This window comes from Mesorhizobium sp. P2_C7, from assembly GCF_056404515.1.
Genome location: NZ_JBFUDW010000001.1, coordinates 458,618 through 472,842, shown reverse-complemented (window position 1 = coordinate 472,842; position 14,225 = coordinate 458,618). Strand labels below are relative to the sequence as shown.

The window sequence follows — 14,225 nt, the reverse complement described above, 5'->3', positions numbered from 1 at the left end:
GTGACATGCCTTCTCAGCGTTTTGCTCCACCTGCCTTGCAGCGTCGCGCTGCCCCTCATTGCCCTACCGGGCATTTCTCCCCGTATAGGGACGGGGAGAAAGACGCTGGCATTGGGGGTTTCGCCAATCGCCAGCATTGCAAAGAAGGCGCCGAGGTCGCGGCGGTCTCCCTTCTCCCCGTCCCTATACGGGGAGAAGGTGCCGGCAGGCGGATGAGGGGCAGCACGACGCCGCCGGATGGACACTGTGGCCGGCAGTTCTTACTGGAAGGATGCAGCTGACATGAAAGAAATCTCCTGCAAGCTGCTCGTCATCGGCGCCGGCCCCGGCGGCTATGTCTGCGCCATCCGTGCCGGCCAGCTCGGCGTCGATACGGTGATTGTCGAGGCTGGCAAGCCGGGCGGCACTTGCCTCAATGTCGGCTGCATCCCCTCCAAGGCGCTTATCCATGCGGCGGAGGAGTTCGAGAAGGTGTCGCACATGGTGGGCGGCAACAGCCCGCTCGGCATCTCGGTCACCGCTCCCGTGCTCGACCTTGCCAGGACCGTCGCCTGGAAGGACGGCATCGTAAGCCGGCTCAACAGTGGCGTCGCCGGCCTGCTCAAGAAGGCTGGGGTCAAGACCGTGCATGGCTGGGCGACGTTTCGTGACGGCAAGACGGTCGCGGTCGAGACCGAGACCGGCGTGCAGGTGATCCGCGCCGAGACGATCGTCATCGCCACCGGCTCGGCGCCGGTCGAGCTGCCGTTCCTGCCGTTCGGCGACACGGTGATTTCGTCGACCGAGGCGCTGGCCCTGAGCGAAGTGCCGAAGAAGCTCGCCGTCGTCGGTGGTGGCTATATCGGGCTCGAACTCGGCATTGCCTTCGCCAAGATGGGCGCTGAGGTGACCGTGGTCGAGGCCTTGCCGCGCGTGCTGGCGCAGTACGATGCCGAGCTGACGCGGCCGGTGGCCAAGCGGCTCGCCGCGCTCGGCGTCGAGGTGATGACAGGCGCCAAGGCCAAGGGGACCAAGGGCGGCGCGCTGCTGGTCGAGACATCGGACGGCAAGAATGCCAAGGTCGCCGCCGACAAGATCCTGGTGACGGTCGGCCGCAAGCCGGTGACCGAAGGCTGGGGGCTCGACCAGATCGACCTCGAGATGGCGGGAAAGTTCATCCGCATCGACGACCAGTGCCGCACGTCGATGCGCGGCATCTTCGCCATCGGCGACGTCACCGGCGAGCCGATGCTGGCGCACCGGGCGATGGCGCAAGGCGAGATGGTCGCCGAGATCGTTGCCGGCCACAAGCGCAGCTGGGACAAGCGCTCAATTCCCGCCGTCTGCTTCACCGATCCCGAGCTGGTGACGGCCGGCCTGTCGCCGGAGGAGGCCAAGGCGTCGGGCGGCGAGATCAAGATCGGTATGTTCCCGTTTGCCGCCAACGGCCGGGCGATGACGAAACTCGGCGAAGACGGTTTCGTTCGCGTCGTCGCCCGCGCCGACAATCATCTGGTGCTCGGCATCCAGGCAGTCGGCCAGGGCGCGTCGGAACTGGCGGCAGCCTTTGGGCTGGCGCTGGAAATGGGTGCGCGGCTGGAGGATATCGCCGGCACCATCCATGCCCATCCGACGCAAGGCGAAGGGTTCCAGGAAGCGGCGCTCAAGGCGCTGGGGCACGCGCTGCATATATGAGGCGGCGGCTTTCCCTTCTCCCCTTGTGGGAGAAGGTGTCGCCGAAGGCGACGGATGAGGGGTGCTCCGGCGTGGCACCGACAGCTCTCCGTCCAACACCCCTCAACCGTCTCGGCGCTGCGCGCCGATCCACCCTCTCCCGAAAGGGGAGAAGGCAAGAACGGCCCGAAATCTCAGCTTGCGAGCCGGCTCACCATTTCGTGCTGCGCATAGGCGCGGCCAAAACGGTTGGCGAGGAAGGCGTCGAGCGCGATGTCTTCCTGCTTGACGAAACCGGTCGCGGGCAAAGTCCCGTCGGCCAGCATGTCGAGCACGGCGCAGATGCCGGAGGCGGTGGTGATCTGGATGGCGCTGCGCACGACGTCGCCGACGCGCTTGGAATAGATCTTGTTGGCGTAGGTTTCCTGCAGCAGGCGGCCGTTCTTGCGGCCTGAGACGGTGACGAAGACGATCACGACATCCTGCAGCGTCGCCGGCAAGGAGCTTTCAAAGATGTCCTTCAGCACGTCGCGGCGGTGGCGCAGGCCAAGGTCGTTGAGCAGCGCCTTCATGATCGCGGCGTGGCCGGGATAGCGGATGGTGCGGTAGTTCAGCGTGCGCACCTTGCCCTTCAGCGTTTCGGCCAGCGTGCCCAGCCCGCCCGAGGTGTTGAACGCCTCGTAGGTGACGCCGTCGAGCGAGAACTCCTCGCGCTCCTCCAGCGGCGGCACTTCGATCAGCTCGCCCTCGACGATCGCCTCGCAAGGCTCGCAATATTCGTTGATGACGCCGTCGGTGCTCCAGGTCAGATTGTAGTTCAAGGCATTCGACGGATACTGCGGCAGCGCGCCGACGCGCATGCGCACGCTTTCCAGCGTGTCGAAGCGGCTGGCGAGATCGTTGGCGACGATCGAGATGAAGCCCGGCGCCAGCCCGCACTGCGGGATGAAGGCGCTCTTGCCCGAGAGCGCCAGCTGCTTGACCCGCCTGGTGCTGACAACATCCTCGGTGAGGTCGAGATAGTGCACGCCGGCGTTTGCCGCTGCCTCGGCGATGCGCGTGGTCAGGTGGAAGGGGGCGGCGCCGAGCACCGCGAACTTGCCGGCCAAGGCCGCCTCGAGCGTGCCCGATGCCTCGATGTCGAGTTCCAGCGTGGCAACCGTGGCCGGCAGTTCGGCGGCGGCGAGCTGTACCGCCGAGCGGTCGACCAGGGTGACGTGGTAGTCACCGGTGGCGGCGAGCATTTCGGCAATGGTCGAGCCGATCTTGCCGGCGCCGACAACAACAATTTTCTTCATGAAACGTCCCTCACCCAAAAGCTGAACCTGAGCACATAGTTTTGTGCATGTCGTTTGTCCCAAAACCGCTGCGCACTTTTGGGAGATATGCATCAGAATCGCAGCTTGCCCGTCGAAAGGAAGCGTGGAATTGTTCGAAACGAAACTCTGATTGTGCATTATGCCGGAGAGAATCGTCGAAATGCTCAGTGAAGCCGAACAGGCCCTGCTTTCCCTGCTGCGCGACAATGCGCGTGCCTCGACCGCCGAGCTTGCGCGGAAGCTCGGTGTCTCGCGCACAACGGTGCAGAGCCGGATCGACCGACTGGAGCAGCGCGGCATCATCACCGGCTACGGCGTCCGACTGGCGCCGGACTACGAGCAGGGGCTGGTGCGGGCGCATGTGCTGCTCACCGTGACGCCGAAGCTCGCCGACAAGGTGGTGCGCGGCCTGCAAGCGTTGCCCCCGGTCAGGACGCTGCATTCGGTCAGCGGCAATTTCGACATGATCGTCATCGTCGATGCGCCATCGATCCGAGACCTCGATATGCTGCTCGACCAGATCGGCGCCATGGACGGGGTCGAGCGAACCTTGTCGTCGATCATCCTGTCGACGCGCATTGACCGCTGATGGGCCCAAGCTGGATCGCCGGCTAACCAAATGCCAGCGGAAAGCTCACCACCACCGCGAGGCCCGGCCGGCAATCGTCGAGAGCGATCGACGCGCTGTGCAGATCGGCTATGGCGCGCACTAGGCTGAGGCCGAGGCCGCTGCCCGGCGTCGACCGGCTGTGGTCAAGCCGGTAGAGCCGCTGGAACACTTTCTCGCGTTCTTCCGGAGGGATGCCGGGTCCATTGTCGGCGACGCTGGCGACAACGCGATCGCCTTGGCGGGTCACTGACAGCTTGATCGTCGTGCCGGGCGGGCAATGGCGCAGCGCATTCTCCACCAGATTGGCGAACATCTGCGTCAACAGCTCGCGATCGCCATGGATCCGGTTCGCGGTTTCGTTCAGTTTGGTCGACGACAGCACCTTGCCGTCGTCCTCGGCCACGTCGGTGTAGATCTCGGCGATGGTTTGCAGGATTTCGCCGAGAGCGACATCGGTAAAGCGCGCCCTGCGGGCGCCGGCCTCGATCTGGGCGATGCGCAACAGCGCATCGAAGGTCTCGTTGATCTGGTGACCCTCAGCGCGCGCCTCGGCCAGATCGTCGGAGACCTCCCGGCCCTGCGCGGCCCCGGCGGCGGCGCCTTCCAGGATCATCTGCAGGCGGTTGAGCGGCGTCTTCAGGTCGTGGGCAATGTCGGCGCTGACCTGTTTCATGCCTTCGACCAATGCCGACAGCCGGTCGAGCGCCGCATTGACCTGGCGGGAGACGATGTCGATGTCGTCGTCCTTGCCGGTCAGCGGGATGCGGGTATCCAACCGTCCATGCGAAACATCCACCATGGTGGCGGCGATGCCGTCGAGCCGGCGCTGGACGCGCGAGGCGAGCAGCGCGCCGCCGGCGACCGCCAGCCCGGTGATGATCAGCGTCGCCCAGCCGAAGCTCATCAGCATGATCGTTTCCAGTTCCTCGGTCTCGGACAGGCTGAAGGCGACCGTCAGATTGTTGCCGCCAATCGAGCCGGAATAGGCACGGTATTCAGCGCCGGGCGGCACGCCGGGCATTTCGGCGTTGAACATCGAGAAGCCGTCGGGAAGTCCAGCCGCCGTGAAATTGCCGGCCTTGCGGTTCCCGGCCGCGTCGGTCAGCGAAAAGAGCTGTTCCTTCTTCGGGCTGCGCATGGAGTGGCTTTCGATGGTCTCGACAAGCTCCTTGAGATCCTTGTCGGCATAGGTCGCCGCGATGACCGCGTAGGTTTCCTTGATGGTGTCGTCGAGTTGCTCGGCAAGATCGGCGCTCATCATCTGGTAGACGATGGCGCCCGACAGCACGAAGGCGAGCATGAACAGGAAGGCGAACGTCAGGGCGAGCCGGAACGGCGTGCTGCGCAGCAGGCGGGGCCATGCTCCGGTCATGGCGCTGCGTGCAGACTGTAGCCGGTGTTGCGGACGGTGTGGATAAGCTGGGTTTCGAAAGGCTTGTCGATCTTGGCCCGCAGCCGGCTGATATGGGTTTCGACGACGCTGGTCTTGGGGTCGAAATGGAAATCCCAGACGCGCTCCAGAAGCATGGTGCGGGTGATCACGCGTCCTTCGCCGCGCATCAGCACCTCCAGCAGGCTGAACTCTCGCGGCTGCAGGTCGATCGGCTGGCCCTGGCGCGTGACACGGCGCATGATCAGGTCCATTTCGAGGTCGGCAACCCGCAAAACGGTCTTCTGCTCCTGCGCGGCCGGCCGGCGGCCAAGTGCGTTGATGCGGGCGAGAAGCTCGGAAAAGGCGAAGGGCTTGACCAGATAATCGTCGCCGCCGGCCTCGAGTCCCTCGACGCGGTCGTCGACGCCGCCGACGGAGGTGAGGAAGATCGCCGGCGTGCGCACGCCTGCGGCGCGTACCGCCTTGATCATCGACAGGCCGTCGAGATCCGGGATCATGCGATCGGCTATGATCACGTCATAGCTGCCGGTGGTCGCCGCGAAGAGCGCGTCGTGGCCGTTGCGCAGCAGGTCACACACATGGCCGGCCTCGGTTAATCCCCGGACGATGTAATCGGCCGTCCTGTGGTCGTCCTCGACAAGCAGAAGTCGCATGGCTGTTCCGGTCTGTGGCCGATTTCGGTGAGAGGCTAGCACCGGCATGGGCCCGTTCCTAGGATGTCGCGAGGCTGCTTCCATACCGCGCCGCCAAATCGATGTAGCGGTACGGAATTCTGCTCCGCTGCATCCTTCGGCCAATCTCGCGGCATGGATGCTCGGGTCTGCGCTGCGTCGCTGCGCTCCTTGCTCCGCCCGTGGATGACGAAGCGATGGGCGTTCCGGCTGATCGCCCAGGTATGTGGACCGTCAATGCAAGCGACCCGACAAGACTTCGCCTAGTCCGATTCCAGCAGGATTTCGTCGGCCTCGTCGGCAGTTTTCTTGAGCGTCATGTAGAGAACGAGACCAATGATGCAGCCAAGGAAGATCAGGCTGGTGAAAATGGTGCCGAAACCCAGGCCGCCATATTCGACCGGCTGCGACAAGAGATCGCCGAAGGAGGCGCCAAGCGGCCGTGTCAGAATATAGGCGAGCCAGAAGCCCAGGATGCCGTCGAGATGAAGCAGGTACCAGGCAAGCGCGATGAGCGCGATGACGCCGCCGAACAGCAGGCCTGACGTCAGGTAGCCCACGTCGAAGCTCTCGGCGACAAGGTCGCCGGCGGCGGTGCCGAGCGAGAAGGTGAACAGGATCGCCAGCCAGTAAAAGATCTCGCGCCTGGTGGTGACGATGGTGTGGATCGACAGCGTTCGCTCGCTGGCGTACCACACGGCGAATGTCGCGGCGAGCGCCACCGAGAAGGCGATGGTCGTCGTCTGCAGGCGTACGCCGAAATTGTCGACCAGATTGTCTGTAATCAGCGTGCCGACGATGCTTATCAGCACCACCGCCAGCCAGTAGGCCCAGGGCACGTAGCGCTTCTGCGCGAACTGCAGGACAAGGGCGACGACCAGGATGCCGGTCATGACCAGCGAGGTGACGGTCAGGCCGAGGCCGAGGTTGACGGCGAGATAGTCGGCCGCCGTTTCTCCCATGGTCACCGCCATCAGCTTGATCAGCCAGAAATCGACCGTGACCTCCGGGACCCTGTTGTGGCTGGGAACTGCGGGATTTGGCGTAGTGGGAGAAAGCATGGCGGACGTCCTGCGGCTGGTGGTTCGCGGCACTATTTGCCCATGACCTTCATGGCCTGGGCGAAGAACTCGTCGGCGCGCTTGTCGTCGTCGGCGTTGCAGCGTTCGATGCCCTTGGCCTCCAGTTCCGAGACCTTCGCCTTGTCCGCGGCGCTGAGCGTGGCCGCCGCCTCCGCCGCACGAAGGGTCTTCAGCGTATCCTCGCAAGGCGCGGTGGCGGCAAACACGGAGGAAACCGAACTGGACAAGGCGAGGGTGACCAGTGCGATGGCTAGCGCTAATCGGCTCATGAGATGTTTCCCTGTTTGATGCCGGTTGCGGCAATTGAATTCGGCCCGGTGGTGGCCGATCCGACACCAGCACAGTAGGGAAGCGAGTTCACGCTCGCCTGTCCGGCGGCTTACAAATTCGTAAGAATGGGCTGGGGCCGCGCGAAAAGCCTTTACGAACGCCTCGCGGTGCGCTGATAGAAGACCGGGCGCCTTGCATCCGCCATCAATGGGGTGGCCCAGTGCCCCCAGGTTGCCGGACGCCCGGTTGCCAGCGCTCCAGGAAACACGATGACCTACGCTACCCTAAAGCCGGTTTCTCGGGCCTTCAACCAACGCAAGCGGCTGATCTTCGTGCGGGTGGCGGCTGTGCTGGCTGTGCTGCTTTTGTTTCTCACCAAACCGGCGCTCAGCGAGGGCTCGAACGGGCACGAGACGCTCGAACTGTTCGGCTTCAGCCTGGTGCTGGTCTGCGTCGCCGGACGGCTGTGGAGCATCCTCTACGTCGGCGGCAAGAAGAACGAGGAACTGGTCTCGACGGGACCGTTTTCGATAACCCAGAATCCGCTCTACTTCTTCTCGACGGTCGGCGCGGTCGGCGTCGGATTGCTCTACGGCTCGTTGCTGGCGGCCGTCGCGCTTGGCCTTGCCAGCTTTTTCATCTTCCGCGTCACGGCGCGCAAGGAAGCCGGATTCCTGCTTGGCAAGTTTGGCCCGACCTACCTTGCCTATGTCAAGAACACCCCCCGGTTCTGGCCAAATCCGCTTCTGTATCATGACCATGACCAAATGCAGTTCTCGACGCTGGCGCTGAAGCGCACGTTCTATGACGGGCTCTATTTCCTCGCCATCTTCCCGGCCATCGAACTGGTCGAGCATTTCCGGGCGACCGGCCTGCTGTTCCCGGCCTTCGTCACGATCTACTGATCAGCGGCGCAGCGCCGCTCAACCAGCGCTACGAGCTGCCAAGCGGATGCGGCATGTAGCCGACGAAGCCCGCGATCTTCCAGCTTCCCTCGACCTTGGAGCAGAAATACAGCGTCTGCCATTTCAGCCTGTCGACGCTGCCGTCCGCCTTGGCGACGGTGCCGTCGAATTTCTTGTGCAGCACGGCGCGATCGCCGTCGACATCGATGTCGCGCATGTTGGTGACGCGAAACAGCGCCTCGCGCAGCGGCTCGGCGAATTTCGTCGCCGCGGTCTCCTTGGCCTGGCGCAACCACTCGTCGCGATAGACCTCCAGCCGCGGGAACTGCAGCCTCCAGGCGTCGGCATTGCTAAGGAAATGCGCATGCATGCCGAAGAAGCTCGAGGCCACGAAATCATCCTCGACCATCGACCAGTCCTGGCCGATGAAGGCGTCGATGTCGCGCCGCACCAGCATTTCCCAGAGCGCGTGGCGGTCGGCATCGCCGGCCGGAAACGGGTTCTTGTCGTAGGGCATTTTTTCACTCTCTCCGGGTCACAAATGCGTCTATCGTCTCGGCTTCAAAGCAGCCTGACGGCGCGCACGATGCAAGCGCTTCTGTAATAAAGCAACACGGATTCCGTGAAAATGTTGCTTTCCAACAGAGCCCCTATGAGGATCGCCCCGATCGCGGTAGATGTCGATCGAAGTGAGCGCTCCCCATGGCGCTCCGTCACGCCATCAGAGGAGGCCATCCCTTGCCGAAGCAGTGTTTTGGAACGTCGCATGTGCCGCTGTCGCCGGCCGTACGCGCCGGCGATTTCGTCTATGTCTCGGGCCAGGTTCCCGTCGGCAGCGACGGCATCGTGGTCAAGGGCGGCATAACGGAACAGACCGAACAGGTGCTCGCCAATGTAAAGGCCGCGCTGGCGCTGGCCGGCTGCACCCTGGACGATGTCGTCAAGACCACGGTCTGGCTTGAGGACGCGCGCGATTTCGGCGCCTTCAACGCGGCCTACGCCAGGCATTTCCCGAAGAACCCGCCGGCCCGCACCACAGTCGAGTCGCGGCTGATGATCGACATCAAGATCGAAGTCGAGGCCGTCGCCTACCGGCCGGTCTAAGTCCCGAGGCGGCAAGACAACGAGACGGAGGTTACCTCAATGCAATTCGACCTCCTGCTGAAGGGCGGACGGCTGATCGACCCGGCCACCGGGCTCGATGCGCCGCGCGATGTCGCCATTGCCAATGGCCGCATTGCCGCGGTCGATGCCGATATCCCGGCCGACCGCGCCGCGCAGGTCGTCGATGCCACCGGCTGCATCATCACGCCGGGCCTCGTCGACCTGCACAGCCACGTCTATTGGGGCGGCACCTCGCTCGGCGTCGATGCCGACCGGCTGGCCGCCAAAAGCGGAACCACCACCTTCATCGATGCGGGCAGTGCGGGCGCGGGCAATTTCCTCGGCTTCCGCCGCCATGTCATGGAGCGCTCGAAGGTGCGCATCCTGGCCTATGTCAACATTTCCTTTGCCGGCATCTTCGGCTTCTCGCAGACGGTGTCGGTCGGCGAGTGCAGCGATCTCAGGCTGTGCGAGCCGCGCGAGGTCGTGGCCGCGGCACGCGAACACCGCGATGTCGTGGTCGGTGTCAAAGTTCGCTCAGGTCGCCACGCCGGCGGCACCAGCGGCATCGCCCCGGTCGACTTGGCGCTGGAGGCCGCCGACCAGGCCGGCCTGCCGCTGATGGCGCATATCGACGAGCCGCCGCCCGGCCGCTCGGAAGTGCTGCCGCGCCTGCGCAAGGGCGACATCCTCACCCACTGCTTCCGGCCGTTCCCCAACGCGCCGGTGTTCGCCTCCGGCGCGGTGCGGCCTGACATGCGGCTGGCGCGCGAGCGCGGCGTCATCTTCGACCTCGGCCATGGCATGGGCTCGTTCGATTTCGCGGTCGCGCGGGCCATGCTCGAGGAAGGGCTGGCGCCCGACGTGATCAGCAGCGACGTCCATCTCTACTGCGTCGACGGGCCAGCCTTCGACATCCTGGTCTGCATGTCGAAGCTTTTGGCGCTCGGTATGCCGCTGGTCGAGGTTCTACGCGCGGCGACACAAGCCCCGGCGCAGGCGATTGCCAGGCCCGACCTCGGCACGCTGGCGGTCGGCACCGTCGGCGACGTCGCCGTGCTGCGGCAGCGCCCAGGTCGCTTTACCTTTGTCGACGCGGTCGGCGCCTCGCTGGTCGCCGACCAGCGGCTGGTCTGCGAAGGCATCGCCATCGGCGGCACCTGGTGGCCGAACGAGGCGATCAACGATGCCAGCGAGACCGAGCGTTTTGAGGCGCATCCCGCGCATACGCATGTCGAGGTGGCGTCGCGGCACTTTGGGCATCGGCACGAGTGATGAGAGCCAATCTCCCCCACGTGGGGGAGATCGGGCGTCACCGTCCGGCGTTGCTGAAAGCCCCATAGACGGTCGTCTCAATCCCCTCCATGCGCGCCTTGATCTGCAGCGCCACATATTTCGAATAGAAGCGAGACAGTGCCAGATTGCCGCCGTGGAACCACAGCGCTTGCTGAGCAGTCGGCTTCCACATGTTGCGCAACTCGCCTTGCCAGGGTCCGGGATCGCCCTTCACGCCGGAGCCAAGCCCCCAGCACGGGCCGACCTTGTCGGCGACCTCGCGCGAGACGATCGCGGCCACCGTCTCGTTCATCGACTGAAAACCGGTGCAGGCGACGATCGCGTCGGCGGCAAGCTCGCTCCCGTCCTCGAAAAGGATGCCGGTCGGCGTCAACGATTTGATGGCGATGCCGCTGCGCACGCCGATCTCGCCGTCGATGATCAGGTCGGAGGCACCGACATCGATGTAGTAGCCGGAGCCGGTGCGATAGGCCTTCATCAGCAGGCCGGTCTCGTCGTCGCCGAAATCGATGGCGAAGCCGGCGGCGCGCAGGCGGTCGTAGAAGGCCGCGTCGCGTGCCTTGATCACCTCGTAGAGCGCCTGCTGGCCCTTCGGCACCAGCGCGAAGGGCGTCGAGGCGACGATCATGTCGGCCTTCTCGGTGGTGATGCCGCGCGCCAGCGCGTTCTCCGAAAAGATCTCGAAACCGACTTCCATCAGCGTGTCCGACTTGACCACCGTGGTCGGCGAGCGCTGGATCATGGTCACCTCGGCGCCGCTTTCCCAGAGATCGACGCTGACATCATGGCCAGAGCTTGCCGCGCCGATGACGGCGACCTTCTTGCCGCGGAATTTCTCGCCGCTGGAATATTGGCTGGAGTGCAGCAACTCGCCCTTGAATTGATCGGCGCCAGCCAGATCGATCCGCCGCGGCGGGCCGTAGGCGCCGGTGGCGAAGACAATATGCTTCGGCTTCAGCGTGATGTGCCGGCCGACGCGGTCGACGACGACGGTCCAGACCTGTTCGGCCTCGTCATAGGACGCGCTGAGGCACTTCGTGGCGACCCAGTAGTTGAGCTCCATGACGCGGGTGTACATTTCCAGCCAGTCGCCCATCTTGTCCTTGGGCGTGAACACCGGCCAGTTTTCCGGGAACGGAATGTAGGGCAGATGATCGTACCAGACCGGATCGTGCAGCACGAGCGTGCGGTAGCGGTTGCGCCAGGAATCGCCGGGCCGCGCGTTCTTCTCGATGACGATGGTGGGCACGCCGAGCTGCCTGAGCCGCGCCCCCAGCATGATGCCGCCCTGGCCGCCGCCGATGACGAGGCAATAGGGTTGTTCGCCGGCGCCGAGGTCGCGCGTCTCGCGCGCCCGCGCCTCCGTCCAGGTCTCGCGGCCGGGGTCGGCCTTGTGGCGCACGCCCAGCGGCCGCGCCGGTCCCTTGCGCTCCTCGAACCCCTTGAGGTCGGTCATCGCGGTGAACAGCGTGCGGCAGCGGCCATCGCGCAGGCGCATGACGCCCTGGCCACGCGCCGATGCGGTCTCGAAGCTGAACCAGGCCTCGACAGTGCCCTCGTCCGAGGTCGCCTCGCCGGTCAGCTGCCATGCGGCCGGCTTCGTTGCCGCCAGCGTCGACGCGAGCATGCCAGCGATCGCCTCGCGGCCTTCCATGGTCGTGATGTTCCAGGTGAAGGTCAGGAGATCGCGCCAGTAGCAATCGTCGACGAACAGGTTGCTTGCCGCCGCCACGTCACCCGCTGCGAGCGCCTTGGCAAAGGACCCGAGCCATGCGGCCGCCTGTTTCGATGGTGCCATGTCGAGCATTTCTTCCCTCTTGCCGCAAAGGCGCCGAACACGGCGCGAAAACTCAATTATCGACCTTGGCGCATCGCGCTGTGGAGCGCTACTCCCGAAGTGAGCAACGACCAGGACCAAACCTGCCCTCGCTACCCGATCGCCTCCAGCCGCCTTGGCAAGCGGTTCATGGCAACCGGCCCGTCCAGCGTGATCAGGAACTGGTCCTCGAGATTGAAGCTGGCGAGGCCATCGATGTAGAGCGGGATTTCGAAGGCCAACACCATGCCGGCTTCGACCACGACATCGCTGCCGGCCGCAATGAACGGCCACTGTTCAGAAAAGACAGACTGGCCGACGCCATGGCCGAAATGGCCGCGGCGGTAGGAGCGCAGCCCTTGCCGCGCCAGGCTGTCGCTGGCGACGCGGTGCACATGGTCCAGCGAGGCTCCCGGAACAAGGGCTGCCAGCCCATCCTCGAAGGCCCGCTCGGCGATGGCATGCAGTTCGGCCTGTTCGGCGGATGGCGACCCGAAAATGAAGTTGCGCGACATGTCTGAGGCGTAGCCGCCGACGGTGCAGACCATGTCGCACTTCAGCGGATCGCCGGCCATTGCCTTGGCATCGGCGCCTTTGGCCCGGGCGCCCAGCGTAACGTATTCGGCGGTAGCAACCGGATGCGATAGGCCGGCCGCGGCCGAGGCAACGCCGTCTCGGTAGAGCGCGACGAGATCGGCCTGGCGCATGCCGGCCATGGCGTCCACCTGCAACCGGTCCAGCCCGGCTTCCGACAGGATGATGCCTTGCTGGAGAAGCTCGATCTCGCGTTGCGACTTCACTGCCCGCAACCGATCGAGAACCGCCGAACCGTCGACCATCGAACAGCCCGGCAGTATCGCCTGCAGGACCGAGAAATCTGCGACGGCAATGAAATCGAGATCAACGCCGATGGTCGCGCGGTCAAGCCCGAAGCCTGTCAGGATCTGCTTCAGCCCGCGGGCGGAACTGGCCAGGTCGAATGTCGCTGGCCGGGAAAAGTCGGGCGACCGGCCAGAGGATGCGAGGCCGGCCTCGATTCGTTGCGCCAGCGTATGGCCGATGGTCGAGACGTCGAGCGTGGCGGTTTCGATCCAGATTGGGTGGCTGCGGACCACGGCGTCCGGCAATGCCGCCTGCAGCTGAGCCGCGTTGAAATCCGCCACCACGACACCGATCGGCAGGTCTTGCCGGGCCGGGATGACGACGAAGCCGGCGCCGGCTCGCCGGAACAGTCCCGCCGGGCCGATCCAGGCACCGGTCGCATAGTGGAATGCCTCGGGCGCACAGAGCACCAGCGCCTGCAGGCCGGCGCGTTCCATCAGTTGCGTCGCGCGCAGGCGGTCGACAAACCCCGTCATGAATTCTTCTCCGGATGTCCGAAGCGGCAACGGAGCATTCCGGGTAGAGACAATCAAGCCCGGTTTCATGGGGGCAGAGGTGTGCGGACTTGCGTGATGTTGGCGCGACAGCACCCCCGCTACTTGATGGATTCCAGCTTGGCGACGGCAGCCGTGAAGCCAGCGAGCGATACCGGGATGGTGACCGGCTTGCGGGTGACCGATTCCATGCCGATGTTCAGGTTGGTTCCCGACTTCATGGTCTTGATGATATCCGCTGACAGCGGCGTGGCGGCATAGGCGCCGTTCTGGTCGCTGGTCTGGATGGCGAGCACTGTCTTCTGGCCCTGGTCGATCTGGAACGAGGCGCCGGACGGCAGGAACAGCCCATGTGGCAGCGCGAGCAGCATGGCCAGGCCGCCATTGCCGTTGTCGCGGCGCACGGTCACGGTCAGCACGCGCTGTCCGGACTTGGCTTCGGTCAGGTTCTGCGACACCTGGCACTGAAGCTCGGCGGTTGCCGAGCCACTAGAGCAGTTTACCGCCCACGGATTGGCATCGGCAGGTTTTGCATTGGAATCAGTCGGTTTGGGCTGGGCCGGCTTGGCGTCTTCGGCAAGGGCCGGTCCTGCCGCCGACAGGACCAGCCACAGGGCGGCTGAACTTGTGATCATTAGATTAGCAAGAGCTAAACTTGATGACATTTTCTTTAGGCCCCGCATTCTTTCTTTCCTCGTCAGGTATTTTCATCGGTGGGGTTTGATACAAC

At 64.7% G+C, this 14,225-nt stretch carries 14 protein-coding genes; 5 read left to right on the top strand and 9 right to left on the bottom strand.

Translation table 11 applies throughout. The annotated features are described in order from the left end of the window. The first annotated feature begins 282 nt into the window (after nt 1-282). On the top strand, nt 283-1,674 hold the full coding sequence (gene lpdA / locus AC1D2G_RS02265) for a dihydrolipoyl dehydrogenase (protein ID WP_477411730.1): 1,392 nt from the start codon (nt 283-285) through the stop codon (nt 1,672-1,674). Between the two features lie 173 nt (nt 1,675-1,847). On the opposite strand, the gene AC1D2G_RS02260 is transcribed toward lpdA, so the two are convergent. Continuing rightward, nucleotides 1,848-2,951, bottom strand: coding sequence for a saccharopine dehydrogenase family protein (locus AC1D2G_RS02260; RefSeq protein ID WP_477411729.1), 1,104 nt, complete (start codon nt 2,949-2,951; stop codon nt 1,848-1,850). 181 nt (nt 2,952-3,132) lie between these two features. Here AC1D2G_RS02260 and AC1D2G_RS02255 point away from each other — a divergent pair, with 181 nt between their 5' ends. Then, nucleotides 3,133-3,561 carry an Lrp/AsnC family transcriptional regulator gene (locus AC1D2G_RS02255; protein WP_477411728.1) on the top strand — a complete coding sequence of 143 codons (429 nt, stop codon included), beginning with the start codon at nt 3,133-3,135 and terminating at the stop codon, nt 3,559-3,561. Between the two features lie 22 nt (nt 3,562-3,583). Here the strand turns inward: AC1D2G_RS02255 and AC1D2G_RS02250 are convergent, their stop codons facing one another. The 4 genes from AC1D2G_RS02250 to AC1D2G_RS02235 form a co-directional block, all read right to left on the bottom strand. After that, on the bottom strand, nt 3,584-4,954 hold the full coding sequence (locus tag AC1D2G_RS02250) for a sensor histidine kinase (RefSeq protein ID WP_477411727.1): 1,371 nt from the start codon (nt 4,952-4,954) through the stop codon (nt 3,584-3,586). Continuing rightward, nucleotides 4,951-5,628, bottom strand: a complete 678-nt coding sequence (locus AC1D2G_RS02245) for a winged helix-turn-helix domain-containing protein (protein WP_477411726.1) — start codon at nt 5,626-5,628, stop codon at nt 4,951-4,953. The genes AC1D2G_RS02250 and AC1D2G_RS02245 overlap by 4 nt, the downstream gene beginning before the upstream one ends. A 281-nt stretch (nt 5,629-5,909) precedes the next feature. Next, nucleotides 5,910-6,707: a COG4705 family protein gene (locus AC1D2G_RS02240; protein WP_477411725.1), complete on the bottom strand. Its 798-nt coding sequence runs from the start codon at nt 6,705-6,707 to the stop codon at nt 5,910-5,912. A gap of 32 nt (nt 6,708-6,739) precedes the next feature. Beyond that, nucleotides 6,740-6,997 carry a hypothetical protein gene (locus AC1D2G_RS02235; RefSeq protein WP_477411724.1) on the bottom strand — a complete coding sequence of 86 codons (258 nt, stop codon included), beginning with the start codon at nt 6,995-6,997 and terminating at the stop codon, nt 6,740-6,742. A gap of 270 nt (nt 6,998-7,267) precedes the next feature. On the opposite strand from AC1D2G_RS02235, the gene AC1D2G_RS02230 reads away from it, so the two are divergent. Next, nucleotides 7,268-7,903 carry a methyltransferase family protein gene (locus AC1D2G_RS02230; protein WP_477411723.1) on the top strand — a complete coding sequence of 212 codons (636 nt, stop codon included), beginning with the start codon at nt 7,268-7,270 and terminating at the stop codon, nt 7,901-7,903. A gap of 28 nt (nt 7,904-7,931) precedes the next feature. Here the strand turns inward: AC1D2G_RS02230 and AC1D2G_RS02225 are convergent, their stop codons facing one another. Beyond that, nucleotides 7,932-8,420 (bottom strand): hypothetical protein, encoded by a 489-nt coding sequence (locus tag AC1D2G_RS02225; protein ID WP_477411722.1) that lies wholly within the window; start codon nt 8,418-8,420, stop codon nt 7,932-7,934. Between the two features lie 185 nt (nt 8,421-8,605). Between AC1D2G_RS02225 and AC1D2G_RS02220 the strand changes: the two genes are divergently transcribed. Together AC1D2G_RS02220 and AC1D2G_RS02215 are read left to right on the top strand one after the other, a co-directional pair. Then, nucleotides 8,606-9,007, top strand: a complete 402-nt coding sequence (locus AC1D2G_RS02220) for a RidA family protein (RefSeq protein ID WP_477305485.1) — start codon at nt 8,606-8,608, stop codon at nt 9,005-9,007. A 39-nt stretch (nt 9,008-9,046) separates the two neighbouring features. Next, complete coding sequence (locus AC1D2G_RS02215) at nt 9,047-10,282, top strand: amidohydrolase/deacetylase family metallohydrolase (protein ID WP_477411721.1); 1,236 nt, start codon at nt 9,047-9,049, stop codon at nt 10,280-10,282. 37 nt (nt 10,283-10,319) lie between these two features. Here the strand turns inward: AC1D2G_RS02215 and AC1D2G_RS02210 are convergent, their stop codons facing one another. The 3 genes from AC1D2G_RS02210 to AC1D2G_RS02200 form a co-directional block, all read right to left on the bottom strand. Beyond that, complete coding sequence (locus AC1D2G_RS02210) at nt 10,320-12,110, bottom strand: flavin-containing monooxygenase (protein WP_477411720.1); 1,791 nt, start codon at nt 12,108-12,110, stop codon at nt 10,320-10,322. Between the two features lie 122 nt (nt 12,111-12,232). Beyond that, the gene (locus AC1D2G_RS02205; RefSeq protein ID WP_477411719.1) at nt 12,233-13,477 is read right to left on the bottom strand and encodes a M24 family metallopeptidase; all 1,245 of its coding nucleotides are present in this window, start codon (nt 13,475-13,477) and stop codon (nt 12,233-12,235) included. Nucleotides 13,478-13,596: 119 nt separating this feature from the next. Next, nucleotides 13,597-14,130, bottom strand: a complete 534-nt coding sequence (locus AC1D2G_RS02200) for an invasion associated locus B family protein (protein WP_457150725.1) — start codon at nt 14,128-14,130, stop codon at nt 13,597-13,599. Between the last annotated feature and the right edge of the window lie 95 nt (nt 14,131-14,225).